This window comes from Streptomyces sp. NPDC028331 (assembly GCF_055565775.1).
Window position 1 is genome coordinate 1 of sequence record NZ_JBVHTR010000007.1, and the last position, 24,126, is coordinate 24,126.

22 protein-coding genes, 1 rRNA gene, 1 pseudogene and 1 riboswitch are annotated in these 24,126 nt (G+C 70.1%); of the genes and pseudogenes, 18 read left to right on the plus strand and 6 right to left on the minus strand.

What is annotated here, in order from left to right; genetic code table 11:
- The 11 genes from rrf to ACZ4SW_RS11930 all read left to right on the plus strand — a co-directional run.
- Positions 1 to 91 (plus strand): 5S ribosomal RNA (gene rrf / locus ACZ4SW_RS11880); the annotation flags it as partial.
- A 156-nt stretch (positions 92 to 247) separates the two neighbouring features.
- Positions 248 to 865, plus strand: coding sequence for a CDP-alcohol phosphatidyltransferase family protein (locus tag ACZ4SW_RS11885; protein WP_468241275.1), 618 nt, complete (start codon positions 248 to 250; stop codon positions 863 to 865).
- A 104-nt stretch (positions 866 to 969) separates the two neighbouring features.
- Positions 970 to 3,465, plus strand: coding sequence for a sugar phosphate nucleotidyltransferase (locus tag ACZ4SW_RS11890; RefSeq protein WP_468241277.1), 2,496 nt, complete (start codon positions 970 to 972; stop codon positions 3,463 to 3,465).
- Between the two features lie 168 nt (positions 3,466 to 3,633).
- A complete protein-coding gene (locus ACZ4SW_RS11895) occupies positions 3,634 to 4,470 on the plus strand; it encodes a DUF881 domain-containing protein (RefSeq protein ID WP_468241279.1) in 837 nt (278 codons plus the stop codon).
- Positions 4,467 to 4,799, plus strand: a complete 333-nt coding sequence (locus tag ACZ4SW_RS11900; RefSeq protein ID WP_019708255.1) for a small basic family protein — start codon at positions 4,467 to 4,469, stop codon at positions 4,797 to 4,799. The genes ACZ4SW_RS11895 and ACZ4SW_RS11900 overlap by 4 nt, the downstream gene beginning before the upstream one ends.
- A gap of 5 nt (positions 4,800 to 4,804) precedes the next feature.
- Positions 4,805 to 5,659, plus strand: coding sequence for a DUF881 domain-containing protein (locus tag ACZ4SW_RS11905; protein WP_468241282.1), 855 nt, complete (start codon positions 4,805 to 4,807; stop codon positions 5,657 to 5,659).
- 130 nt (positions 5,660 to 5,789) lie between these two features.
- Positions 5,790 to 6,593 (plus strand): FHA domain-containing protein, encoded by an 804-nt coding sequence (locus tag ACZ4SW_RS11910; protein ID WP_468241284.1) that lies wholly within the window; start codon positions 5,790 to 5,792, stop codon positions 6,591 to 6,593.
- Between the two features lie 19 nt (positions 6,594 to 6,612).
- Positions 6,613 to 7,368, plus strand: a complete 756-nt coding sequence (gene ftsR / locus ACZ4SW_RS11915) for a transcriptional regulator FtsR (RefSeq protein ID WP_468241286.1) — start codon at positions 6,613 to 6,615, stop codon at positions 7,366 to 7,368.
- Positions 7,369 to 7,451: 83 nt separating this feature from the next.
- Entirely contained in the window at positions 7,452 to 7,925 is a 474-nt protein-coding gene (locus ACZ4SW_RS11920) for a bifunctional nuclease family protein (RefSeq protein WP_004002801.1), read from the plus strand.
- A 437-nt stretch (positions 7,926 to 8,362) separates the two neighbouring features.
- Positions 8,363 to 8,998 carry a MerR family transcriptional regulator gene (locus ACZ4SW_RS11925; RefSeq protein WP_468241289.1) on the plus strand — a complete coding sequence of 212 codons (636 nt, stop codon included), beginning with the start codon at positions 8,363 to 8,365 and terminating at the stop codon, positions 8,996 to 8,998.
- A 55-nt stretch (positions 8,999 to 9,053) separates the two neighbouring features.
- Positions 9,054 to 10,439, plus strand: coding sequence for a DNA polymerase IV (locus ACZ4SW_RS11930; RefSeq protein WP_468241291.1), 1,386 nt, complete (start codon positions 9,054 to 9,056; stop codon positions 10,437 to 10,439).
- Positions 10,440 to 10,476: 37 nt separating this feature from the next.
- Here the strand turns inward: ACZ4SW_RS11930 and ACZ4SW_RS11935 are convergent, their stop codons facing one another.
- Positions 10,477 to 10,845 (minus strand): PRC-barrel domain-containing protein, encoded by a 369-nt coding sequence (locus tag ACZ4SW_RS11935; protein WP_468241293.1) that lies wholly within the window; start codon positions 10,843 to 10,845, stop codon positions 10,477 to 10,479.
- A 126-nt stretch (positions 10,846 to 10,971) separates the two neighbouring features.
- Positions 10,972 to 11,067: riboswitch (glycine riboswitch) on the plus strand.
- Positions 11,068 to 11,244: 177 nt separating this feature from the next.
- Here ACZ4SW_RS11935 and gcvP point away from each other — a divergent pair.
- Positions 11,245 to 14,130, plus strand: a complete 2,886-nt coding sequence (gene gcvP / locus ACZ4SW_RS11940; protein WP_468241296.1) for an aminomethyl-transferring glycine dehydrogenase — start codon at positions 11,245 to 11,247, stop codon at positions 14,128 to 14,130.
- 90 nt (positions 14,131 to 14,220) lie between these two features.
- Here the strand turns inward: gcvP and ACZ4SW_RS11945 are convergent, their stop codons facing one another.
- Both ACZ4SW_RS11945 and ACZ4SW_RS11950 read right to left on the minus strand, forming a co-directional pair.
- The gene (locus ACZ4SW_RS11945) at positions 14,221 to 14,427 is read right to left on the minus strand and encodes a DUF5999 family protein (RefSeq protein WP_103840200.1); all 207 of its coding nucleotides are present in this window, start codon (positions 14,425 to 14,427) and stop codon (positions 14,221 to 14,223) included.
- A 473-nt stretch (positions 14,428 to 14,900) separates the two neighbouring features.
- Positions 14,901 to 15,488 carry a hypothetical protein gene (locus tag ACZ4SW_RS11950; protein ID WP_468241298.1) on the minus strand — a complete coding sequence of 196 codons (588 nt, stop codon included), beginning with the start codon at positions 15,486 to 15,488 and terminating at the stop codon, positions 14,901 to 14,903.
- A gap of 545 nt (positions 15,489 to 16,033) precedes the next feature.
- On the opposite strand from ACZ4SW_RS11950, the gene ACZ4SW_RS11955 reads away from it, so the two are divergent.
- The gene (locus tag ACZ4SW_RS11955) at positions 16,034 to 17,551 is read left to right on the plus strand and encodes a glutamate-cysteine ligase family protein (RefSeq protein WP_468241300.1); all 1,518 of its coding nucleotides are present in this window, start codon (positions 16,034 to 16,036) and stop codon (positions 17,549 to 17,551) included.
- A 167-nt stretch (positions 17,552 to 17,718) separates the two neighbouring features.
- Positions 17,719 to 18,519: a CPBP family intramembrane glutamic endopeptidase gene (locus tag ACZ4SW_RS11960; protein ID WP_468241303.1), complete on the plus strand. Its 801-nt coding sequence runs from the start codon at positions 17,719 to 17,721 to the stop codon at positions 18,517 to 18,519.
- Positions 18,520 to 18,568: 49 nt separating this feature from the next.
- Here ACZ4SW_RS11960 and ACZ4SW_RS11965 read toward each other — a convergent pair whose 3' ends face one another.
- Positions 18,569 to 19,378, minus strand: a complete 810-nt coding sequence (locus ACZ4SW_RS11965; protein WP_468241305.1) for a PhzF family phenazine biosynthesis protein — start codon at positions 19,376 to 19,378, stop codon at positions 18,569 to 18,571.
- A 205-nt stretch (positions 19,379 to 19,583) separates the two neighbouring features.
- Here ACZ4SW_RS11965 and ACZ4SW_RS11970 point away from each other — a divergent pair, with 205 nt between their 5' ends.
- Both ACZ4SW_RS11970 and ACZ4SW_RS11975 read left to right on the plus strand, forming a co-directional pair.
- A complete protein-coding gene (locus ACZ4SW_RS11970; RefSeq protein WP_468241306.1) occupies positions 19,584 to 20,480 on the plus strand; it encodes an aminoglycoside phosphotransferase family protein in 897 nt (298 codons plus the stop codon).
- Positions 20,481 to 20,585: 105 nt separating this feature from the next.
- Positions 20,586 to 21,011, plus strand: a pseudogene (locus ACZ4SW_RS11975) (transposase); the annotation flags it as partial.
- Positions 21,012 to 21,024: 13 nt separating this feature from the next.
- On the opposite strand, the gene ACZ4SW_RS11980 reads toward ACZ4SW_RS11975, so the two are convergent.
- On the minus strand, positions 21,025 to 21,540 hold the full coding sequence (locus tag ACZ4SW_RS11980; RefSeq protein ID WP_055703923.1) for a DinB family protein: 516 nt from the start codon (positions 21,538 to 21,540) through the stop codon (positions 21,025 to 21,027).
- A gap of 596 nt (positions 21,541 to 22,136) precedes the next feature.
- Here ACZ4SW_RS11980 and ACZ4SW_RS11985 point away from each other — a divergent pair.
- Positions 22,137 to 22,784, plus strand: coding sequence for a PadR family transcriptional regulator (locus ACZ4SW_RS11985; RefSeq protein WP_468241307.1), 648 nt, complete (start codon positions 22,137 to 22,139; stop codon positions 22,782 to 22,784).
- 82 nt (positions 22,785 to 22,866) lie between these two features.
- Here ACZ4SW_RS11985 and ACZ4SW_RS11990 read toward each other — a convergent pair whose 3' ends face one another.
- A complete protein-coding gene (locus ACZ4SW_RS11990) occupies positions 22,867 to 23,295 on the minus strand; it encodes a type II toxin-antitoxin system Rv0910 family toxin (RefSeq protein ID WP_468241308.1) in 429 nt (142 codons plus the stop codon).
- A 269-nt stretch (positions 23,296 to 23,564) separates the two neighbouring features.
- Between ACZ4SW_RS11990 and ACZ4SW_RS11995 the strand changes: the two genes are divergently transcribed.
- Complete coding sequence (locus ACZ4SW_RS11995; protein ID WP_468241311.1) at positions 23,565 to 24,107, plus strand: peptidase; 543 nt, start codon at positions 23,565 to 23,567, stop codon at positions 24,105 to 24,107.
- The last annotated feature ends 19 nt before the right edge of the window (positions 24,108 to 24,126 follow it).

Below are 24,126 nucleotides of genomic sequence, written 5' to 3' on the forward strand. Positions count from 1 at the left end.
GCCCGGTTACATTCCGAACCCGGAAGCTAAGCCTCACAGCGCCGATGGTACTGCAGGGGGGACCCTGTGGGAGAGTAGGACGCCGCCGAACAATTCTTGAGAAAACCCCCGTGCTATTCGGCACGGGGGTTTTCTGCGTTCAGGAGCTCTCAGCCTGGGCCGCAAGTCAGCCCCTCCGTACCCGGGGCGTAACGCGCCGGGTAAGGTCAGGGGGCATCGTTGGTTCGTTCCCGCAGGAGGCCCCCGGGTGGAGGTCCAGGAGACCCGTGTCCAGACGGACCGCGTCCTCACCATCCCGAACATCCTCAGCATGGCGCGGCTCGTCGGCGTGCCCGTCTTCCTGTGGCTGATCCTCAGGCCCGAGTTCGGCGGGCCGAAGAGCGACGGCTGGGCCCTGCTGGTGCTGGTGTTCAGCGGCGTCAGCGACTACCTCGACGGAAAGCTGGCCCGGCGCTGGAACCAGATCAGCAGTCTCGGCCGGCTTCTCGACCCCGCCGCCGACCGGCTGTACATCGCCTCCACCCTGCTCGGTCTCACCTGGCGCGAGATTCTGCCCCTGTGGCTGACGGCTGTACTGGTGGCGCGAGAACTGGTTCTGCTGGTGATGGTGGGCATCCTCAGGCGCCACGGCTATCCGCCGCCTCAGGTGAACTTCCTCGGGAAGGCCGCCACCTTCAACCTGATGTACGCCTTCCCGCTGCTGCTCCTCAGTGACGGAAGTGGATGGATCGCGTCACTCGCTGCTATTTTCGGATGGGCGTTCGCCGGATGGGGTACAACGCTCTATTGGTGGGCAGGAGTCCTCTACGTGGTCCAAGTCCGCCGACTCGTCAGGGCGGACGCCATGGCCGATTCAGCCGGCTGATTGGCCGCCTACGCGGCTCGATGGCCCGCCCAGGGAAACTGCGGGACAATCAACACGGGTGAAGTCGGCTGGACCGTCGTCTCTTGGAGGAGGACGCTTCCGACATGAAGGCCGTCGTGATGGCCGGAGGCGAAGGCACGCGCCTTCGCCCCATGACCTCGAGCATGCCCAAGCCGCTCCTGCCGGTGGCCAACCGGCCGATCATGGAGCATGTGCTGCGGCTGCTCAAAAGGCATGGGCTCAACGAGACCGTCGTAACCGTGCAGTTCCTGGCCTCACTCGTCAAGAACTACTTCGGTGACGGCGAGGAGCTCGGTATGGAGCTCACATATGCCAACGAGGAGAAGCCACTCGGTACCGCCGGGAGCGTCAAGAACGCCGAAGAAGCACTCAAGGACGACGCGTTCCTGGTGATCTCCGGTGATGCCCTGACCGACTTCGACCTCACCGAGCTGATCAATTTCCACAAGGAAAAGGGCGCCCTGGTCACCGTCTGTCTGACGCGTGTGCCCAACCCACTCGAATTCGGCATCACCATCGTCGACGAGGAGGGGAAGGTCGAGCGCTTCCTGGAGAAGCCGACCTGGGGCCAGGTCTTCTCCGACACCGTGAACACGGGCATCTACGTCATGGAGCCCGAGGTCTTCGACTACGTCGAGCCCGACGTTCCGGTCGACTGGTCCGGCGATGTCTTCCCACAGCTCATGAAGGAAGGCAAGCCGATCTACGGCTATGTCGCCGAGGGCTACTGGGAGGACGTCGGCACCCACGAGAGCTATGTGAAGGCCCAGGCCGACGTCCTGGAGGGCAAGGTCGACGTCGAGATCGACGGATTCGAGATCTCGCCCGGTGTCTGGGTCGCGGAGGGTGCGGAGGTACACCCCGACGCCGTCCTGCGGGGACCGCTCTACATCGGTGACTACGCCAAGGTCGAGGCGGGCGCCGAAATACGGGAACACACCGTCGTCGGCTCGAACGTGGTCGTCAAGAGCGGGGCGTTTCTGCACAAGGCCGTTGTTCACGACAACGTGTACATCGGCCAGCACAGCAATCTGCGGGGCTGTGTCGTCGGCAAGAACACCGACATCATGCGAGCGGCCCGGATCGAGGACGGCGCGGTGATCGGCGATGAGTGCCTCATCGGCGAGGAATCGATCGTCCAGGGCAATGTGCGGGTCTACCCGTTCAAGACGATCGAGGCCGGTGCCTTCGTCAACACCTCGGTCATCTGGGAGTCCCGTGGACAGGCGCACCTCTTCGGCGCCCGCGGTGTGTCGGGCATCCTGAACGTGGAGATCACGCCGGAGCTGGCCGTTCGGCTCGCGGGCGCGTATGCCACCACCCTCAAGAAGGGGTCCACGGTCACCACCGCGCGTGACCACTCCCGGGGTGCGCGTGCGCTGAAGCGCGCGGTCATCTCTGCGCTCCAGGCCAGTGCCATCGACGTACGCGACCTCGAGAACGTACCGCTGCCCGTGGCCCGGCAGCAGACCGCGCGAGGCAGCGCCGGCGGCATCATGATCCGGACCTCGCCCGGCGTGCCGGACTCGGTCGACATCATGTTCTTCGACGGCCAGGGCGCCGATCTGTCGCAGGCCGGCCAGCGGAAGCTGGACCGGATCTTCGCGCGCCAGGAGTACCGGCGAGCGTTCCCGGGTGAGATCGGGGACCTGTACTTCCCGTCCAGCGTCTTCGACTCGTACACCGGTTCGCTGCTGCGGAGCGTCGACACCACGGGGATCGCCGAATCGGGTCTCAAGGTGGTCGTGGATGCCTCGAACGGCAGTGCGGGGCTGGTTCTCCCCAGCCTGCTGGGGAAGCTCGGTGTGGACTCGCTGACGATCAACCCCGGTCTGGACGAGTCCCGGCCCACCGAGTCCGCGGAAGCGCGGCGGGCAGGACTGGTACGGCTCGGTGAGATCGTCGCGTCGTCGGGCGCCGCGTTCGGCGTCAGGTTCGATCCCGTCGGTGAGCGGTTGTCCCTCGTCGACGAGAAGGGGCGCATCGTCGAGGACGACCGGGCGCTGCTGGTGATGCTCGACCTGGTGGCCGCCGAGCGGCGCAGCGGGCGGGTGGCGCTGCCGGTGACGACGACGAGGATCGCCGAGCAGGTGGCGGCGTACCACGGGACGCAGGTCGAGTGGACGACGACCTCGCCCGACGATCTCACCCGCGTGGGCCGCGACGAGTCGACGATCTTCGGTGGCGACGGCCGCGGCGGGTTCATCGTGCCCGAGTTCAGCAGCGTCTTCGACGGCACGGCCGCGTTCGTGCGGCTGATCGGGCTGGTGGCGCGGACGCAGCTCACTCTCAGCCAGATCGACGCGCGGATTCCGCGAGCCCACGTCCTCAAGCGCGATCTGGCGACTCCGTGGGCCGTCAAGGGACTGGTGATGCGCCGGGTCGTGGAGGCCGCCGGGGACCGGTTCGTGGACACGACCGACGGCGTACGGGTCGTGGAGACCGACGGGCGCTGGGTGCTGGTCCTGCCCGACCCGGCGGAGGCCGTCACCCATCTGTGGGCCGAAGGCCCCGACGACGCCTCGGCGCAGGCCCTGCTGGACGAGTGGTCGGTCGTGGTGGACAGCGCCGGACGGTAGAACGCGCAGGCACGCGCGCGTGCCGGACAAGTGTCCCCAAGGGGGCCTGTCCGGCACGCGGGCGGGGCCATTCGGAGGTAGCGCGCGCGACGTGCGACGATGTGCGGCATGCCGCATCCGCCCCCCGTTCGGAGCACACCGACGCGCCCCTCGCGCCCGGACGCCTCCATGTCGTTGCTCACCAACGTCATGGACCACAGCCTCGACGACGGATACGCCGAGGCCGCCGCCCGGAAGAGGTCCGAGGGCGCTGCGGGTATGCCCAGGACGGTGCGGGCCAAGCTCGGTCTCGCGGCCGGCCTCGTCCTCGCCGCCCTGGTGGTGACCGTGGGCGCCGCGCAGGCCCGCATCGCCGCACCGACGGTCGCCAAGGAGCGTCAGGAACTCATCGACCGGATCCAGCGGGAGACCGCCGCCGCGGACAAGCTCGAGGGCACCGTCGACAAGCTGCGCGACGACGTGAGCGCACGGCAGCGCGCGGCTCTGCGGCAGGACGGGGGCGCGGATCCGGCCGATCTGGTCGGGATCCTGTCGGGTGCCGTCGCGGTGCACGGCCCCGGGGTCAAACTCGTCGTCGACGACGCCAAGGAAGCCACCACGGGTGGCGACGGCAACCCGCGTGAGACCTCGGGGTTCTCCGACACCGGGCGCGTCCGTGACCGGGACATGCAGCGCGTCGTCAACGGGCTGTGGGAGTCGGGTGCCGAGGCGATCGCGATCAACGGGCAGCGGCTGACGGCCCTGTCGGCGATCAGGGCCGCGGGTGACGCGATACTGGTGGACAACAGGCCGCTGGTGCCGCCGTACACGGTGCTCGCGGTGGGGGACGGGCAACGGCTCAGCACCCGGTTCCAGAACAGCGCCGACGGGCTCTACCTGCACGCGCTGCAGGAGAACTACGGAATCCGGACCGGAATTTCCACCGAGGGTGACCTCCGGCTGCCCGCCGCACCCAGTGTGATCGTACGAACAGCACAGCCAAGCACAGAGAAGGGCACATCGTGATCGCGGTACTGGGTCTCGTCGTCGGAGTGGTGGTCGGCCTGTTGGTCCGGCCCGAGGTCCCGGCGGTCGTCGAGCCTTACCTTCCGATCGCCGTCGTGGCAGCGCTCGACGCCGTGTTCGGTGGTCTGCGCGCCATGCTCGACGGCATCTTCGACGACAAGGTCTTCGTGGTGTCGTTCCTGTCCAACGTGGTGGTGGCGGCGCTGATCGTGTTCCTCGGCGACAAGCTGGGCGTCGGCGCCCAGCTGTCCACCGGGGTGGTGGTCGTCCTCGGCATCCGCATCTTCTCCAACGCCGCGGCGATCCGCCGGCATGTGTTCCGGGCGTGAGGCCGATGAGCAGCGAGGACGTGACGAACGAGGCGCCGCGGGCCCCCGAGAACCGGCTGCGCAAGGAACTGCCCGAGGAGGTTCCGGCCGCGGTCCCCGAGACACCGGGGACGGCCGACGAGAAGCAGGCCACCGGGCTGACCGGCCGTCAGCGTCTGGTGCAGGGGCTCTGGCCGCCGCGCGTCTCCCGGGCCCAACTCATCGTGGCGGTCCTGCTCTTCGGCCTCGGCTTCGGCCTGGCCGTCCAGGTCGCCTCCAACAGCGACGGCAGCAGCGCCCTGCGCGGTGCACGCCAAGAGGATCTTGTACGTATCCTCGATGAACTCGACGACCGCACTCAGCGTCTTCAGGACGAGAAGCAGGGTCTCGAGGATCAGCGGGCCGAGTTGGAGAACAGCTCGGACCGGGCCGAGGAGGCCCGCAAGCAGACCGCCGAGAAGGAGAAGCAACTCGGCATCCTTGCGGGCACGGTGGCCGCCGAGGGGCCCGGGATCACGATGACGATCCAGGACACGAAAGGGACGGTCCAGGCGGACATGCTGCTTGACGCGGTCCAGGAGCTGCGCGCGGCCGGCGCGGAGGCGATAGAGGTCAACGGCGTACGGGTCGTCGCCGGCACCTACCTGTCGGACTCCGGCAAAAGTGTGAGCGTCGACGGGAACAAGATCACCCAGCCCTATCGTTTCAAGGTCATCGGCAAACCGCAGGACCTCGAACCGGCGCTCAACATCCCCGGAGGCGTGGTGCAGACCCTGGAGAAGGAGCAGGCCACGGTCACCGTGGAGCCGTCCACGAAGATCGTCGTGGACGCCTTGCGAGCGGCGAAGCGGCCTGACTACGCTCGGTCGTCCTCCCAGTGAACCGGGGGTGCATGGCGGCCGTCCGGCAGGGGCATGAGGTTGCGGGGGGTCGGCGCACCGATCGGGTGGTGCGTGGTGGAAACTGTCTGGTGGATACGGACGTTGTGAGGATGTCCGGGTCGACCGGCGTATGCAGTCAGGGTTCGTCCTGCCCCACGGGCGGGTCTGTTTCGGTCAAGGGGAATCGCCCGTGAAGTTGTTTGCGAAGTTGTTCGGCAAGAGCGCGCGAGAGGGCAGCGACAACGCGACTGCCCGCCATCGCGCACAGCCGGGAGACGCGGAGGGCCGGCGGCCCCTGTTCCGCGATCAGGTCGCTGGTCCGGGTGGTGACATTTCGGGAGGTCAGGGCGCGCCGTCTGTTGACCCTGCCGCGTCCGGCGGCATAGGTTTCGGGGACATGTCGGCCCTGGTGTGTACGCGGTGCGGTCACCGCAACGCGGAGAACAGCCGCTTCTGCTCCAACTGCGGTGCGCCGCTGCGGGCCGGGGCGGTGCCGGAGCGTGCGTCGGAGACGACGTCCACGATCTCCATCTCGGGCCTCGAGGCGTACGACGCGGAGGCCACCGGCCAGACGCCGCTGCCGACGCTGTCCCCCGAGGCACAGGCGGCCGTGGAGGCGCTGCCGTTCGGCTCGGCACTCCTCGTGGTCCGCCGCGGCCCGAACTCGGGCAGCCGCTTCCTGCTCGACAGCGACCTGACCACGGCGGGGCGCCATCCGCAGAGCGACATCTTCCTGGACGACGTGACGGTCTCGCGCCGCCACGTCGAGTTCCGCCGGGGCCCCGACGGCATGTTCACGGTCGCCGACGTCGGCAGCCTCAACGGCACGTACGTCAACCGCGAGCGGATCGACCAGGTCGCGCTCCACAACGGCGACGAGGTGCAGATCGGCAAGTACAGGCTGGTCTTCTACGCGAGCCAGCGGGGCATCTGACCCGCACGGGGAAGGGTCCATGCTTCACACACCGAGCGGCGGTGCCGACAGCGGCACCGCCGCCGCGGACGGCCGGCTGATGAGCATCGGCACGGTGCTGAACCTGCTGCGCGAGGAGTTCCCCGAGGTCACCATCTCCAAGATCCGCTTCCTGGAGGCGGAGGGCCTCATCGAGCCGCAGCGGACCCCTTCCGGGTACCGCAAGTTCAGCGCGCGTGACGTCGAGCGGCTGGGCCAGGTGCTGAGGATGCAGCGGGACCACTACCTGCCGTTGAAGGTCATCCGCGAGTACCTGGACGCCCTGGAGCGCGGCGAGGAGGTACGGCTGCCGTCCCTGGGCCGGACGGGGGAGACCGGCGCGGGAGAGCTGCTCGGAGGTCTTCTGGGCGAGCCGGAGAGCGCCGGGCCCGCCCGGATCGACCGCGAGGAGCTGCTGGCGACCGCCGGGATCGGCGCCGGGCAGCTTCAGGAGTGGGAGTCGTACGGGTTGCTCGCGCCGCTGCCGGACGGCACGTACGACGCCGAGGCGATCACCGTGGCCACTCTCGTGGTGGAACTGGGACGGCACGGGATCGAGCCACGCCATCTGCGCGCGATGAAGGCCGCCGCGGACCGCGAGGCGGGCCTGGTGGACCAGGTGGTGGCCCCGCTGCGCCGCCACCGCAACCCGCAGACCAGGGCGCATGCCGAGGCCCGCACGAAGGAGCTGGCGGGGCTCGCGGTGAAGCTGCACGCGGCGCTGGTGCAGTCCGCGCTGGGTGTGCGGCTGCCCTGATCCGGGCGTTCGCCGTGGGCGGATCGGCCAGGCGTTCTGTGCCCGACTACCCAAACATCCCGAGCACGGCCTAGGGTTGCTGTGTGAACGAGCTCGATGTCGTAGGTGTCCGGGTCGAGATGCCCTCCAACCAGCCGATCGTGCTCCTGCGTGAAGTGGGAGGCGACCGCTACCTCCCCATCTGGATCGGCCCCGGGGAGGCGACGGCCATCGCGTTCGCCCAGCAGGGCATGGCCCCCGCGCGACCTCTCACGCACGACCTGTTCAAGGACGTGCTGGAGGCCGTCGGACAGGAGCTCACGGAAGTACGCATCACGGATCTGCGTGAAGGCGTCTTCTACGCGGAGCTGGTCTTCGCCAGCGGGGTCGAGGTGAGCGCCCGCCCGTCCGACGCCATAGCGCTGGCGCTGCGCACCGGAACGCCGATCTACGGCAGTGACGGGGTGCTGGACGACGCGGGGATCGCCATCCCGGACGAGCAGGAGGACGAGGTCGAGAAGTTCCGCGAGTTCCTCGACCAGATCTCACCGGAGGACTTCGGGACCAGCAGCCAGTGACGGTCCCTCCGGGGTGGGCCGGCGGGCGGCGCGGCGCCCGCGGCTCGTGCCGCGCATCCGCGCGTCCGCGGGGCTCCCGGAGGGCGCGGGCCGAGTCGGCCGACCGTGCAGGTGCTCGCCCTCCTTCGCTGAAGGGCCCGGAGACCGGAGCGGTGCGTGCCGGGAGACGGAGGGGTCTCGCCGCCGAGCGGGATCGTCGGGCGGTGTGACAGACGTCGGTGTGTGTGACGGTCGTCGGGGCGTGTGACGGAGCGGCCGGCGGCCGGCCCTGCGGCTCTCGAGGGCTCGCAAGAGCATTCGGCTAGCCTTTCCCCGCGGGAGGGCACGGGAAACCACTCCTAGGGTGATTATCACTCGGCGTGCCGAGTGTGGCGATCGTTGACGCACCCCTGGTGACTGCCTACCGTCGAGAAGGCAGGTCAAGGACGGAGGTCGGCGTGAGAAGCAGCGGCGGCGGTACGGCTGGGGGTGCCCCTGGACGCAGTCTGGGGGAGAGCGGTCCGTACCGGCTTCACGGCGACACGGCCGACTCCGCTGCTCAGCGGCCGACGCCCGTGCCGGCCGGCGGAGGGGCGGCCTCCGAGCAGATCGGCTATCGCGGACCCACCGCGTGCGCCGCGGCGGGCATCACCTACCGGCAGCTCGACTACTGGGCCAGGACGGGCCTCGTCGAACCGAGCGTGCGCCCCGCCTACGGGTCGGGGACGCAGCGGCTGTACAGCTTCCGCGACGTCGTCGTTCTGAAGATCGTCAAGCGTTTCCTCGACACGGGCGTGTCGCTGCAGAACATCCGCACCGCCGTCCAGCACCTCAGGGAACGCGGTTTCCGCGACCTGGAGCGGATGACGCTGATGAGCGACGGCGCGACGGTCTACGAGTGCACGTCCCCGGACGAGGTCCACGCCCTGCTCCAGGGCGGCCAGGGCATCTTCGGCATCGCCGTGGGCGTGGTGTGGCGGGACGTGGAGAACGCGCTGTCCCAGTTGCACGGCGAACGTGTCGACACGGGCGAGACCATCGTGGGCCACAACCCGGCGGACGAACTGGCACGGCGGCGCAACCGGGCCGTCTGAGCGCGCGGGCCGCGGCAGGGCCGCATTGTCAGTGGCGTAGGGCAGCATCGGAGATGTGAGAACCGCGCCGACCATCCTGCATCTCGACATGGATGCCTTCTACGCCTCGGTGGAGCAGGCAGCCAAGCCGAGCCTGCGCGGGAAGGCGGTCGTCGTGGGCGGGCTGGGACCGCGCGGAGTGGTGGCCACCGCGTCGTACGAGGCGCGCGTGTTCGGGGTGCACTCGGCGATGCCCATGGGCCAGGCACGCCGGCTCGCACCCAATGCCGCGTATCTGGTACCGCGTTTCGGGCTCTACCGCAGGATCAGCGAGCAGGTGATGACGCTGTTGCGCGGCCTGTCGCCGCTGGTGGAGCCGTTGAGCCTGGACGAGGCGTTCGTGGATCTCGAGGCCGGGGGAGCCGCCTGGGACGAGGAGTCGGCGCGGCTGACCGGGGTGAAGCTGCGCGCGGACATCCGAGCCGTGACCGGGCTGACGGGGTCCGTGGGCCTCGCCGCCTCGAAGATGCTCGCCAAGATCGCGTCGGAGCAGGCGAAGCCGGACGGACTGGTGCTGATACGGCCGGGGACCGAGCGCGCGCTGCTCGGTCCACTGTCGGTGCGCACGCTGCCCGGGGTGGGCCCGGCGACAGGTGACCACCTGCGGCGGGCCGGGATCACCACGATCGACGAGATCGCCGAGGCGGGGGAGGACGAGCTCGTACGGCTGCTGGGCAAGGCGCACGGGCAGGCGCTGTACGCGATGGCGCTGGCCCACGACGAGCGGCCGGTGGTGGCCGAGCGGGAGGCCAAGTCGGTGTCCGTCGAGGACACGTACGACGTCGACATCCACGACCGCCTCCGGATCGGCCTGGAGGTGCAGCGGCTGGCGGACCGCTGTGTGCGGCGGCTCCGGGAGGCCGGGTTGTCGGGGCGCACCATCGTGCTGAAGGTGCGGAGATACGACTTCTCCACCCTGACCCGGTCCGAGACCCTGCGGGGACCCACGGACGATCCCGCGGTGGTGCGGGAGGCCGCGGCGCGGCTGCTGGAGTCCGTGGACACGACCGGCGGGGTGCGTCTGCTGGGCGTGGGGGTCAGCGGACTCGCCGACTACACGCAGGAGGATCTGTTCGCGCAGGCCCACCTGGCGGCGGCCGAGGCCGTGACGGACGAGCGGCCGGAGGCGGAGGAGGCGCCCGCCGCGGAGCCGGTGGCACCGCCCGAGCGGGTCTGGCTCGCGGGGCACGACGTCCGCCACGCCGAGTACGGGCCGGGGTGGGTGCAGGGCAGCGGGCTGGGCCGGGTGACCGTACGGTTCGAGACGCCGCAGTCGGAGCCGGGGCGGGTCCGCACGTTCAGCGTCGACGACCCCGCGCTGGAGCCGGCGGACCCGCTGCCGCTGGTGCCCGAGCTCCCGGGGACCGAGGGGCGCCCGGCCCCCACGGGGGCGGACGTCTGACCCGGGCGGGCGGGCGCGGAGTTCCGCCTCCGCCCCGTCATGTCTCGTCCGACCCCGCCAGATGGCCGAAGTCGCGGTCCGGCGGCGGTGGTGCCGACACGTCCAGGCCGTAGTGGTGGTAGAGCTGCAGCTCCTGCTCGGGGGACAGATGGCGGCCGACGCCGAAGTCGGGGGCCTCCTTGATCAGCGCGCGTTCGAAGGGGACGTACAGCGCGCCCTCGACCAGCTCGCTGGGCTCCAGGGGGACGAACGCGTCCCTGCCGAACAGGCCCGTTCGTATGGCCGCCCACTCCGGCGCACCCGTGGCGTCGTCGAGGTACACCTCGTCGATCGTGCCGATCTTGTGGCCATTGCGGTCGAACGCCTTGCGGCCGATCAGATTCCGCGGATCGATGTCGGTCTGCACGGTACCTCCAACTGGTCGCAACCCATCCGTAAGCACTACGAAAGAGCACATTCAGCAAGGCGGCCACTTGAAGATTCCCGCGCAGGCTGCCGACTCGTCCTCGCTGGTAGTCTGGCAAGCGGCTGTTGACCCCGTGCGGGAGAGTCCTCCGGAGCGATCCGGAGGCGCCGAAGGAGCAAATCCTCCCCGGAATCTCTCAGGCCCAGGTACCGCACGGACGAGGTCACTCTGGAAAGCAGGGCGGGTGTCGACGGCTTCCGCTCTCACCGACGGTGAAAGCCGGAGCGCCTTCGGGCGGACCGGTGAAGCTCTCAGGTCGAGATGACAGAGGGGGAGGCCGTCGGGGTACCCGCGCCGTGGTGCCCCTCGAAGGTCGCGTCAGACCAGGAGGCCTCCGCAATGACCGCCCAGCGCATTCCGCTCTCCGAGCTCGAACAGGGCATCCCGTTCGAGCACCGTCACATCGGCCCCGACCAGGAAGCGCGGGCCAAGATGCTCGCCCAGGTCGGCTACGGCTCGCTCGACGAGCTCACCGCCGCCGCGGTCCCCGATGTGATCAAGAACGCCGACGCCCTGGACCTGCCGGGCGCCCGCACCGAGGCCGAGGTGCTGGCCGAGCTGCGCTCCCTCGCCGACCGCAACCAGGTCCTCGACTCGATGATCGGTCTCGGCTATCACGGCACCTTCACCCCGCCGGTCATCCTGCGCAACGTCATGGAGAACCCGGCCTGGTACACCGCTTACACCCCGTACCAGCCGGAGATCTCGCAGGGCCGGCTCGAGGCGCTGCTGAACTTCCAGACGATGGTCGCCGAGCTCACCGGGCTGCCGACCTCCGGCGCGTCCCTGCTCGACGAGGGCACCGCCGCCGCGGAGGCGATGGCCCTGTCCCGGCGCATGGGCAAGAACAAGAAGGGCCTGTTCCTGGTCGACGCGGACGCGCTGCCGCAGACCATCGCGGTGATCCAGACCCGCGCCGAGCCCACCGGTGTCGAGGTCGTCGTCGCCGACCTCAGCGCCGGCATCCCGGCCGAGGTAGCCGAGCGGGAGATCAACGGCGTACTGATCCAGTACCCGGGCGCCTCCGGTGCCGTACGCGACATCAAGCCCGTCATCGACCGGGCCCATGAGCTGGGCGCCGTCGTCACCGTCGCGGCCGACCTGCTCGCGCTCACACTGCTGACGTCCCCCGGTGAGCTGGGCGCCGACATCGCCGTGGGCACCACGCAGCGCTTCGGCGTCCCGATGGGCTTCGGCGGCCCGCACGCCGGTTACATGGCGGTGCGTGAGAAGTTCGCCCGCAGCCTGCCCGGCCGGCTCGTGGGCGTCTCCGTGGACGCGGACGGCCACAAGGCCTACCGGCTCGCCCTGCAGACGCGCGAGCAGCACATCCGCCGCGAGAAGGCCACCAGCAACATCTGCACCGCGCAGGTGCTGCTCGCCGTGATGGCCGGGATGTACGCCGTCTACCACGGGCCCGAGGGACTGCGCAGCATCGCCCGGCGCACCCACCGGTACGCCACGGTCCTCGCCGCGGGCCTGAGGGCCGGCGGGGTCGAGGTCGTCCACGGCACCTACTTCGACACCGTGACCGCCCGGGTCCCGGGGCGGGCCGCCGACGTCGTCGCCGCCGCCCGGGAGAACCGCGTCAACCTGCGTCTCGTGGACGCCGACCACGTCTCGATCGCCTGCGACGAGACCACCGGGCGGGCGCAGCTGCGCGCGGTGTGGACCGCGTTCGGCGTCGGGGGCGACATCGACGCGCTGGACGCGATCACCGAGGACGCGCTCCCTCAGTCGCTGCTGCGCACCGACGACTACCTCACCCACCCGGTCTTCCACGAGCACCGCTCCGAGACCGCGATGCTGCGCTACCTGCGCAGGCTGGCCGACCGCGACTACGCGCTCGACCGCGGCATGATCCCGCTGGGCTCCTGCACCATGAAGCTCAACGCCACCACCGAGATGGAGCCGGTGACCTGGCCTGAGTTCGGCCAACTGCACCCCTTCGCGCCCGCCGAGCAGGCCGAGGGTTACCTCACGCTCATCCGTGAGCTGGAGGAACGTCTCGCCGAGGTCACCGGGTACGACAAGGTCTCCCTCCAGCCCAACGCCGGCTCCCAGGGCGAGCTGGCCGGTCTGCTGGCCGTACGCGGCTACCACCGCGCCAACGGCGACGACCAGCGCACCGTCTGCCTCATCCCGTCCTCCGCGCACGGCACCAACGCGGCCAGCGCCGTGATGGCCGGCATGAAGGTCGTCGTGGTGAAGACCGCCGAGGACGGCGAGATCGACGTGGAGGACCTGCGCGCCAAGATCGAGCAGTACCGCGACGAACTGGCGGTGCTGATGATCACGTACCCGTCCACGCACGGCGTGTTCGAGGAGCACGTCGCCGACATCTGCGCCCAGGTCCATGAGGCCGGCGGCCAGGTGTACGTCGACGGCGCCAACCTCAACGCCCTGGTCGGCCTCGCCAAGCCGGGCCACTTCGGCGGTGACGTCTCGCACCTGAACCTGCACAAGACCTTCTGCATCCCGCACGGCGGCGGCGGTCCGGGCGTCGGCCCGGTGGCCGTCCGCGAGCACCTGGCCCCCTACCTGCCGAACCACCCGCTGCAGCCCGCCGCCGGTCCGGAGACGGGCGTCGGCCCGATCTCCGCCGCCCCCTGGGGCTCCGCGGGCATCCTGCCGATCTCGTGGGCGTACGTCCGGCTCATGGGCGGCGAGGGCCTCAAGCGCGCCACGCAGGTGGCCGTGCTGTCCGCCAACTACATCGCCAAGCGTCTGGAGCCGCACTACCCGGTCCTCTACACCGGGCCCGGCGGCCTGGTCGCACACGAGTGCATCATCGACCTGCGGCCGCTGACCAAGGCCACCGGTGTGAGCGTGGACGATGTGGCCAAGCGGCTGATCGACTACGGCTTCCACGCGCCGACGATGTCGTTCCCGGTGGCAGGCACGCTGATGATCGAGCCCACCGAGTCGGAGGACCTGGCCGAACTGGACCGGTTCTGCGACGCGATGATCGCCATCCGGGCGGAGATCGAGAAGGTCGGCTCGGGCGAGTGGCCGGCCGACGACAACCCGCTGGGCAACGCGCCGCACACAGCGGCCGCGCTGGGCGGGGAGTGGAAGCACGCCTACACGCGTGAGGAGGCCGTCTTCCCGGCCGGTGTGTCGGCCGCGGACAAGTACTGGCCGCCGGTGCGCCGCATCGACCAGGCCTTCGGCGACCGGAACCTGGTCTGCTCCTGCCCGCCGTTGGACGCCTACGCGGACTGATCGCCTTCGGGCATGCGTCGGGGCCGGTACGGAGCGCGTGTCTCCGGCCGGCCCCTGGTGTGTCAGGACAGCGGATGCCCTGGTGTGCGCTCAGGCGGCGGTCATCACCTGGTCGGTGCCCAGCGGGCGGTGCGGGGCGATGATCTGGCCGTCGGGCAGAAGCTCACCGGTGTCCTCGAAGAGGAGCACGCCGTTGCACAGCAGGCTCCATCCCTGCTCCGGGTGGTGCGCCACGAGACGGGCGGACTCCCGGTCGGCGGATTCGGCGGTCGGGCACGGTGGCTGGTGCTGGCACATGGTGGTGGGGATCTTTCGCTCTGTCGGTATGTGTGAGATGGCTGTCGTGTCTGTCCCGCGGCTTGTGGTGTCGCTCATCGCCGCCCCCCGTCGGTCATACGTCGGTCAGGAACCCAGTGTTGCCCCACGGGCGTCGATCCGCAGGGATTTCGCAGCACCGCTTCTCACAGGTTCATGACGCATCCCCCGACCGGACGGTTCAGCCCTACCGCACGGTCACTTCGGATGGTTCTCGGTGGCCGGAAGGGGCTAGTTCGTGCGGGCCGACCCGCACGTCGGTCCTCGTACGAGCGCGATCGGGCACGAACGAGCAACGGTGACGGGAGCCGTCCGGCACGAAGGAGCAACTGTGCCTGGAGCTGCTCGGGCACGAACGAGCGACCGTGACGGGAGCTGTTCGGTACCCCGAACACGTGACGTGCCCCGCGGCCGTCTCCGGCGGCGGGGCACGGTGTCAAGGGGACCCTCGGAACCTACGCGGGCTGGCCGAGCAGCGGGGTGCGGGTGACCCGGTGGGTCAGGACCGGCAGGAGATCGGCGACGCGGTGCGGGCGGTGCGCCGCGATGCCGGGCGGCGCGGGGGCGAGCGGCACCAGCAGGTCGGTCGCGGCGGGATGGCCCGTCGCGCCGTCGGCGGTGCAGTCGCCGTGCAGCCACAGCGTGAGCATGTACAGCTCCGGCACGGACAGCAGCCGGGCCTGGTAGGGCTGTGTCAGCGAGGCCTCCGCCTGGAGCACGGCACGCTCGGTGGCGGCCACGTAGGGGCCCTCGAAGAAGCGTGAGAAGGCCCAGCCGTCGGGCGTCAGCATGGTCTCGGCGGCGGCCACGGCGCGGCCCCCGGAGCGGATGAGGAAGCGCCACCCGGCGAGTCGGGTGGCGGCGGTGCCGGCCGGGGTGATCCGGTCCAGGACATGGACGGGCAGCGGAAGCTCGGGGGTCGCAGGTCCCTGGGCGGAGCGCAGGGAGGGAGTGGGAGCCTCCCGGACCGCGGTGGGGGAACCGAGTGCCGTGAGGACGGAACGGAGAGCGGGCGCGGGAGCCTGAGGGACATGCAGCTGCATGGTGGGTCGCCTCTCATTCGACAGGCACAGGGGCGCGAGGGCGTGGTGGGGCGGGCGGACGGCGCTGTCAGCTCTCGGGGTCAGAGGGAGGGAAGGGAATTACCGAGCCCGGACGAATGGCGGCGCTTTGACGACAGGGCCCAGAACCGTGAGCGCCAACTCTCTGCCCCGTGCGCAAAGTTTATACGACGCGTGTTCATACACTGTTTCATCGGGGCGACGATCTTATGGCGGCAAGGTGATATCCGGACGCCGAAAAAGCGGGGTTCGTCCCAGTCTTGGACAGGCGTCAGGGCGGCGACCTCGGAATACTTGTCCTTAGCGGTCGGCCGATTCTCGTCGGCGTTTTTCACGACTCGGTTGCACCGTGAAACTGCGCCTTGCCCCATGCCTCGTGAATGTGCCCGGCGGTGCGCGGCCTCCAGCGTAGCGGGTGACGGTCGACACCTGGACGTTATCGATCGCGTTGCCTGGGCATCATCCCCCGTGACCCGGGACAGCAGCGGCCGTGACATCGGCCTGCCCATCTCAGGAGGGACGCTTCGATGGGAGAGAAGGTCGTGGCAGGGCCGTTCGACCTGTCCGATCGCCAGCACTACCGCGACAAGCTCAGGCAGTGCCTCGCGGGACTCGCGCGACTGCTGGAGGAGAAGCGGTTCGATCGCCCCAAGAACCTGATGGGCCTGGAGATCGAGTTGAATCTCGTCGGGCATGACGGGACTCCGAGAATGATGAATGCCCAGGTACTGGAAAGGATTGCCAGCCGAGATTTCCAAACAGAACTCGCCATGTTCAACCTCGAAGTGAACATAGCTCCACACAGGTTGGGTGGCCGGGTTTTCGACCAGCTCGCCGAGGAGCTGCGGATCTCTCTCGCCTACGCGGACCGCAAAGCGAACGAGCTGGATGCCTCGATCCTGATGATCGGCATTCTGCCGACGCTCGACCGCGACGACCTGGTCTCCTCCAACCTCTCCGCCGTCGACCGTTACACCCTGCTCAACGACCAGATCGTGGCCGCGCGCGGCGAGGACTTCCGGCTCGACATCGAGGGCGTCGAACGACTCGAGTGCAGCGCGCGGTCGATCACGCCCGAAGCCGCCTGCACCTCCGTCCAACTGCACCTCCAGGTCACCCCGAACCGCTTCGCCGACCTGTGGAACGCGGCCCAGGCGGTCGCGGCGCCGCAGGTCGCCCTGGGTGCCAACTCGCCGTTCCTGTTCGGACGCGAGCTGTGGCGGGAGTCCCGGCCGCCGCTGTTCCAGCAGTCCACCGACACCCGGCCGCCGGAACTCCAGGCGCAGGGTGTGCGGCCCCGCACCTGGTTCGGAGAGCGCTGGATCACCTCGGCCCGGGACCTGTTCGAGGAGAACCTGCGTTATTTCCCGGCACTGCTGCCGATCTGCGACGAGGAGGAGCCCCTGCGCGTCCTCGACGAGGGCGGCGTCCCGAAGCTTTCCGAACTCGTCCTGCACAACGGCACCATCTATCGCTGGAACCGGCCCGTATACGGCATCGCGGACGGCGTCCCGCATCTGCGCGTGGAGAACCGCGTGCTGCCTGCCGGACCCACCGTCACCGACGTGATCGCCAACGCGGCCTTCTACTACGGACTGGTCCGCGCCCTCGCCGAGGAGGCACGGCCGGTGTGGACACGGCTGCCGTTCGAGGCCGCCGCCGCCAACTTCGACGCGGCCTGCCGGTACGGCATCGAGGCACGCCTGAGGTGGCCGAAGCGCGGGCGGTACGGCTCGGTCACCGAGGTGGCGGCCGTGGACCTGGTGCGCGAGGAACTGCTGCCGCTCGCCGAGGCGGGGCTGGACGCGTGGGGGGTCGAACCCGCCGACCGGGACTTCTACCTGGGAGTGATCGAGGAGCGGTGCCGACGGCGGGTCAACGGCGCGAGCTGGCAGGCCGCCACCTTCCACCGGGCCCTGGAACGCGGGCTCGACCGGGACGCCGCACTGGCCGCGACGACCGTGCGGTACCGCGAGCTGATGCACGCCGGGGAGCCGGTCCACACCTGGCCGGTCGGGTTACCGGAACCGGCCGGCGTGAGGTGAGGGATCCGGCCGCATGAGGTGAGGGATCCGGGCGGCCGGGAGGACCGGCCGCCCGGTCACCCTCGCCCGTCTCCCTGACGCGAAGCGCCGCCCCGTTGAGCCCGTGCCGAAAGACAGCCGTATGGCAGAAGATGGGGACGAGGCGGGACAGCTCAACTGGAGGCGGAGTGCGGGTGGAGGCAGGGCCGGGGACCGATTCCTCGACGGCGGAACGGCCGACGCGACGGATCTTCCGTGCCGAGACGCTGCTGGTGCTGGGGGTCTCGCTCGGTGCGAGCGGGGTCTCCGCGCTGATCAGCTTTGTGGGGTCGGTCACCAAGCCCGGCGGCCTCAAGGACCAGGCGGCGACCATGAACGCCTCCGCCGCGCCCGGCCGCCCCTGGCTCGATCTCGCCTGGCAGCTCTTCGGGATCGCCACGGCGCTGGTGCCGGTCGCGCTGGTCGCGCACTTCCTGCTGCGGGAGGGCGCCTCGCTGCGCACGCTCGGTTTCGACCGGAGCCGGCCCTGGCCGGACCTCGGGCGCGGGGCGGCGATCGCCGCGGTGATCGGCTCCACGGGCATCGCCTTCTACCTGGCCGCCCGGGGACTCGGCGCCAACCTGACGGTGGTGCCCGAGGCGCTGCCGAACGTGTGGTGGAAGTTCCCCGTACTGATCCTCGCGGCGGTGCAGAACGCCGTCCTCGAGGAGGTCATCGTAGTCGGCTACCTGCTGCGCCGACTGGGCCAGTTGGGCTGGACCCCGGGCACCGCCCTGGTGACCAGCTCGGTGCTGCGCGGCTCCTACCACCTCTACCAGGGCGTCGGCGGGTTCTTCGGCAACATGGCGATGGGTGTGGTCTTCGTCTACCTGTACCGGCGCTGGGGGCGGGTCGGCCCCCTGGTGGTGGCCCACTCGCTGCTCGACATCGGGGCGTTCGTGGGGTACGCGCTGCTGGCGGGGAAGGTCGGGTGGCTGCCGACGGCGTGACGGGCCGGGCAGGGGGCGTACGAGCGCGTCGTACGCCCCTGGCATGCCGTTACGCGAGCAGTTCGCCCTCGATCACGGTGACCGCGTGGCCGGTGAGCAGAGTGCGGTCGCCGCGGAGTCGGGTGCGGACGAGGCCGCCGCGCGGGGAGGCCTGCAGGCCGGTGAGGTCGGGGCGGCCGAGGCGCTCGGACCAGTAGGGGGCCAGCGCGGTGTGGGCGCTGCCGGTGACGGGGTCCTCGTCGATGCCGACGTTCGGGAAGAAGCAGCGCGAGACGTAGTCGTACCCGCGGGAGGGATCCTCGGCACGGGCGGTGGCGATGACGCCGCGCCGTGAGTGGCGGGCGAGCGCGCGGTGGTCCGGGGCGAGGCCCAGGACGGTCTTCTCGTCGGCGAGTTCGAGGACCAGGTCGCCGACGCTCGGGCCGGTGTCGACGGCGGCGCGCGCCTCCGCGCCGAGGGCGTCGGCCACGCCGGCGGGGACCTCGACGGGGGTGAGGGGCGCGGTGGGGAAGTCGATCGTGATCGAGCCGTCGTCGTGCGGCGCGGCGCGGAGGACACCACTGCGGGTGGCGAACCGCACCGGGCCCTCGTGGGCGCCCGTGGTGCGCAGGACGTGGGCGGTGGCCAGGGTGGCGTGGCCGCACAGCGCGACCTCGGTGGCGGGGGTGAACCAGCGCAGCGCCCAGTCGGCCTCCCCGTCCTCGGGCAGAGGGTGGGCGAAGGCGGTCTCGGCGTGGTTGACCTCGCGGGCCACGTGCTGCAACCAGTCGTCGTCCGGGAAGGAGCCGAGGAGGAGGACACCGGCCGGGTTGCCGGCGAAGGGGCGGTCGGTGAAGGCGTCGACGATACGAATCCGCATGGGCCGACGCTAAAGGCCCACGCCCGGGGGCGGCCAAGGCCAATGCGCGGTGGGTGGACCGATGTCGGCGGCCGGCCGGCGCAAGACACCTGGGCGGCCGCAAAACTCGGTTGATCCGGGCCCGGGCGTACGAACACTGGGAGTCGTCTCAGTTGATCTGGTCCGCTTGCGGCGTTTCGAAGGACTAGTGGGAGGGCCTGCGCGAATGACCATGCACGAGGATCAAGTGGACGTCACCACCGAAATCGTTGCGACCTTGATCCAAGAACAGTTCCCTCAGTGGAGCGGCAAGGCGATCCGACTCGTGTCGTCGACCGGGACGGTCAACGCCATCTTCCGCATCGGGAACGACCTCTCCGCGCGTTTCCCACTGCGCCTGGCCGATGCCGCCGAGGCGCTGGCGGTGCTGGAACAGGAAGCCCGGGCGAGCGCGGAGCTGGCACAGGTGTCGCGGTTCCCCGCCCCGGAACCCGTCGCCTTGGGAAAGCCGGGAGCGGGTTACCCCATGCCGTGGTCGGTCCAGACATGGCTGCCGGGAACGGTCGCCTTCGATGCCGACCCGAGTGGGTCGGACGCTTTTGCCGAGGACCTTGCGGCCTTCATCGCAGCCCTGCGGGACGCCGAGACGCGGGGGCGGCGTTTCAGCGGCGACAATCGTGGCGGCGTTCTCGCTGACCACGACGAGTGGATGGCGAAGTGCTTCCAGGAGAGTGAGGGGCTGCTCGACGTGCCGCGGCTGCGCCAGGTGTGGAGCCACTTCCGGGAGTTGCCACGCACGGGTGCCGATGTGATGAGCCATGGTGACCTGATCCCCGGCAACGTACTGGTCGCGGGAGACCGGCTCAGCGGCGTACTCGACACCGGCGGCTTCGGCCCGGCCGACCCCGCGCTGGATCTGGTCGGTGCCTGGCACCTGTTGGAGTCAGGCCCGCGGGAAGTGCTCCGGCGGACACTGGCCTGTGACGATCTGGAGTGGGAGCGCGGCAAGGCCTGGGCGTTCGAACAGGCGATGGGTGTTGTCTGGTACTACGTCGAGAGCAATCCGACGATGAGCAGAATGGGGCGCCGGACACTCGACCGCATTCTGGAGTCGATGGAGTGATGTCGCCCCGGTCGTAGGCCGTCATGGGGACGATCGCTTGCCGCCCCCACCGATCACAGCACCAACGGGAACAGATCGGCTGGGACGGGACGGGAGACCCGGCGCGGGCTCCGTCCCCTGGCCCTGCTGATCACTCCAGGCCAGTGGGGCGATGCCCCGCAGTTCATCCCCGTCATGGAACGCATCCGTGTCGGCCGCCTCGGCGGCGAACGCCCCCGCACCCGCCCGGACCACCTCGGCGGTGACAAGGCGTATTCCTCCCGCCGCAACCGCCGTTACCTGCGCAGACGGCAGATCAAGCACACCATCCCCGAGCCGAAGAACCAGCGAGCCAACCGCAAACGCCGCGGCAGCAAGGGCGGACGGCCCGCCGGCTTCGACAAGACGATCTACAAGCGCAGGAACGAAGTCGAACGGACCATCTTGGCACTCAAGAACTCCCGCGCCGTGGCCACCAGGTTCGACAAACGCGCCTATGTGTTCCACGGCACCGCCACCCTCGCCTCGATCCGGCTCTGGCTCCGCTCGTGACTCGCACGAGATCTCAGGCGCCGGTCCGCCCGTCGACGAGCTCACGCACGACGTCGAGGTGGCCGTTGTGGCGGGACGTCTCCTCAATGAGGTGGAGGATCACCCAGCGGAGATCGACGTGGCGGCCGTCGCTGATGGGACGCTTGGCCGTTGAGTTCAGCTCGTGGTCGGACACCAGGCGACGGTAGCGGGCACTCTGCTCCTCGTACTCGGCGAGAAGCTGGGGCAACGGGATGTCGACTGCTGTCCGCATCTCAGGATCGGGGTCATCGTCGGTCGCCTCGGTGAGCGGCCCCGCAAGCTCCTCGCCCAGGAACATCACCTGGAACCAGTAGTACTCGACCCACCGCAGATGACTGATCAGCCCGCACAACGTCATCAGCGGTGAACTCGGGAGTGGGGCCTTGCGAGCATCTTCGGCGGACACGCCCTCACACTTGGCTCGCGCGGTATCACGGGCGTAGTCCAGGAAGGTGGCCAGCTGCGTACGCTCGTCCCACGTGGGAGGCGTGTCGGTTCGTTGAGTCATCGCGGGGAGTGTCCCGCAGCTCGGAACGGGTGTCGACTCAATTGATCGGAAGCACCGTCAAGTGCCACAGCACCGGCGGTGCTCAGGGAGAGCCCGGTAGATCCGCCGGACAGACCCTGGGCGGACCCGCATTCCGGTCAGCCCGACCGCCGTATTGCGGCGCACCACTGTGGCGGCGCCGACGGGAGCCGGGACCAAGTCCGCCGCAAGCTCGTGCCGCCGGAGCAGGCGACAGGGCACCGGCAACACCGCCGGCCGGTCCCCGACCTGCCCGGCCCCCGGTGAAAAGCGGCCGCGGTTCGGCGAACACCTTCCGCGGCCGGTCCGCCACCGATGCTCAGTGGCGGCGAGGGATGCCGATGAAGCGCCGGCCACCGCGGATTCGTCCGGAGGGGATTGGCCCAGATCCCCGACCAGCCGGAACTGTCGGCCCGCCAGGGCGCAGCTCCCTGCGGTGACGCCAACCGCCAAGACCTCGGCGGCCTCCTCGTTGTCCAGACGCCGGGGCCCGACATCGACAGGGGCTTGTCACGCGAACAGTTCCGATATATCGTTGAAGCATCGCGACAGATCAACGATGGGATGGAGTGATGGCGATGCGTTCCCATGGACAGGACTTCGGATTCGAACGACACGGACACCACGGCGGCCCCGGACGTCCCATGGGGGGCGGCTTCGACAGCCGGCGCGGAGCCTTCGGCCCCTTCGGGCCGGGCGGCCCCGGGGGCCCCGGCTTCGGGGGACCGGGCTTCTTCGGCCCGGGTGGACCCTGGGGCGGGCGCGGCAGGGGCGGACCTCGGGGCAGGGCGCGGCGCGGCGACGTACGCGCGTCGATCCTGGCCCTCCTCAAGGACCGGCCCATGCACGGCTACGAGATGATCCAGGAGATCGCCGAGCGCAGCGGCGGGGCGTGGAAGCCCAGCCCGGGATCGGTGTACCCGACCCTCCAGCTACTGGAGGACGAGGGCCTGATCACCAGCGAGAGCGAGGGCGGCAAGAAGCTGTTCTCGCTCACCGAGCCGGGCCGGGCCGCGGCCGACGAGGGCCCCGACGCGCCCTGGGAGGAGGCCTCGCGCGGCGTCGACTGGGAGGCGCTGCACGAGATCCGGCAGGCCGGTGTCGGTCTGATGGAGGCGTTCGGCCAGGTCTGGAAGACCGGCGACAAGGACCAGCGCGACAAGGCCCTCGCGGTCATCAACGAGGCCCGCAAGAAGCTGTACCTGATCCTCGCCGACGAGCACTGACGGCAGGGTGGGTTGGCGCAGGGCGCCCCGCGGCACCGAGCCGGCGGGGCGCCTTCGTGTCGGCGTACGTTCGCACGCCCGGTCAGGACACCAGTGAGCCCAGCCTGCGCAGCGACTCGTTGAGCGCGGCCGTCGCCGAGTCCTTCAGCCTGCCCGCCATCAGGGAGACCGCCGCGCCCGTGAACTCCCCGTCGATGCGCACCGAGGTGGCCTCGCCGTCCGGCGTCAGCGTGTAGCGGGTGGCGAGGTCGACGGCCATCGGGCCCTTGCCGCGGATGGACAGCACACGCCCCGGCCGGAGTTCGTCGATGGTCCAGGTGACCTCGGCCGGGAAGCCCATGAGCCTCATGTTCTCCTCGAACCTCCCGCCCACCTCCAGGCTTTCGGGGCCGCCCTTCGGAAAGCCGGTGTGGGTCGAGTTCCACTCGCCGTACGCCGACCAGTCCGTGAGCGTGGCCCACACCTTCTCGGCAGGGGCCTCGATGCGAGCTTCCGCGCTGACTTCGGCCATGCGACCACCCCTTCGCGTCGGCTGCTGCGCCGGGCGCAGCTGTGGTGTCGCGGAACGTAGCGACGGGGGCCGCAATATTCAATACTGATGAACAGTCAGAAATGGCAGGTGCCGATCCCGCACCGCCCGCGGGCACGACGGCGCGCGGTCCTGAGGGGGACGGCGCGTTGTCATCCGTAAGGAGGAGAACCGGGTCAGCCATGCCCAACCAGTGTCGGACGCGGAAATGCTGCCCGCCGAGGATGACTCGGACCGCCGGGACTGATGGGGTGGAGGACGTGTCACCCCGTCATGTCCAGCGACCGGCCGCCGAGCGCGGCACGCACCGGTCCCACGTCGATGCCGGCGTCACAGCGGAGCTGGCAGCGGTGGTCTCCGGCGCCCGCCGCAGGGCGCTGCGCGACGGGGACCGGCAGATCGACACCGCCCATCTGCTGCACACCCTGCTGGAGTCCGACCCCGAGGTGCGCGCCGTCTTCGACGGGCCGCAGGTCGCCCGGCTGCTCGGCTACCTCGTCCAGCGGGCCATCGGATACGGCCTTCGCTGGCAGACCACCGTCGAGGACTCGGGGTCGGTGCCGCTCCTGAAGGAACCGGACGGCTGGTCCCCGGCCGCGGCCACCGCCCTGAGAGCGGCGTACGGGCGGGCGGCCGAGCGCGGCGACGCCTGCGCCCGCGGGCTGGACCTGCTCGCGGCGATGGTCGCGGACCCGGAGTCACGGGCCGTCGAGGTCCTCGGCCGCGCGGGCGTCGACGTTCCGGCGCTGGCGGACCGGATCGAGGCGGCGGGCGCGGTTCCGTCCGGCCGCTGAGACAGGAGCTATCGGGGAT

Excerpts from the sequence above, each read along its gene's own strand:
- ACZ4SW_RS11980 (WP_055703923.1), bottom strand. The coding sequence starts at position 21,540 with ATGACTCAACGAACCGACACGCCTCCCACGTGGGACGAGCGTACGCAG.
- ACZ4SW_RS11910 (WP_468241284.1), top strand. The coding sequence starts at position 5,790 with ATGCAGTCAGGGTTCGTCCTGCCCCACGGGCGGGTCTGTTTCGGTCAA.
- ACZ4SW_RS11970 (WP_468241306.1), top strand. The coding sequence starts at position 19,584 with ATGACCATGCACGAGGATCAAGTGGACGTCACCACCGAAATCGTTGCG.
- ACZ4SW_RS11985 (WP_468241307.1), top strand. The coding sequence starts at position 22,137 with ATGCGTTCCCATGGACAGGACTTCGGATTCGAACGACACGGACACCAC.
- ACZ4SW_RS11945 (WP_103840200.1), bottom strand. The coding sequence starts at position 14,427 with ATGTGCCAGCACCAGCCACCGTGCCCGACCGCCGAATCCGCCGACCGG.
- ACZ4SW_RS11890 (WP_468241277.1), top strand. The coding sequence starts at position 970 with ATGAAGGCCGTCGTGATGGCCGGAGGCGAAGGCACGCGCCTTCGCCCC.
- ACZ4SW_RS11950 (WP_468241298.1), bottom strand. The coding sequence starts at position 15,488 with ATGCAGCTGCATGTCCCTCAGGCTCCCGCGCCCGCTCTCCGTTCCGTC.
- ACZ4SW_RS11905 (WP_468241282.1), top strand. The coding sequence starts at position 4,805 with ATGAGCAGCGAGGACGTGACGAACGAGGCGCCGCGGGCCCCCGAGAAC.
- ftsR (WP_468241286.1), top strand. The coding sequence starts at position 6,613 with ATGCTTCACACACCGAGCGGCGGTGCCGACAGCGGCACCGCCGCCGCG.
- ACZ4SW_RS11965 (WP_468241305.1), bottom strand. The coding sequence starts at position 19,378 with ATGCGGATTCGTATCGTCGACGCCTTCACCGACCGCCCCTTCGCCGGC.
- ACZ4SW_RS11990 (WP_468241308.1), bottom strand. The coding sequence starts at position 23,295 with ATGGCCGAAGTCAGCGCGGAAGCTCGCATCGAGGCCCCTGCCGAGAAG.
- gcvP (WP_468241296.1), top strand. The coding sequence starts at position 11,245 with ATGACCGCCCAGCGCATTCCGCTCTCCGAGCTCGAACAGGGCATCCCG.
- ACZ4SW_RS11895 (WP_468241279.1), top strand. The coding sequence starts at position 3,634 with ATGTCGTTGCTCACCAACGTCATGGACCACAGCCTCGACGACGGATAC.
- ACZ4SW_RS11955 (WP_468241300.1), top strand. The coding sequence starts at position 16,034 with ATGGGAGAGAAGGTCGTGGCAGGGCCGTTCGACCTGTCCGATCGCCAG.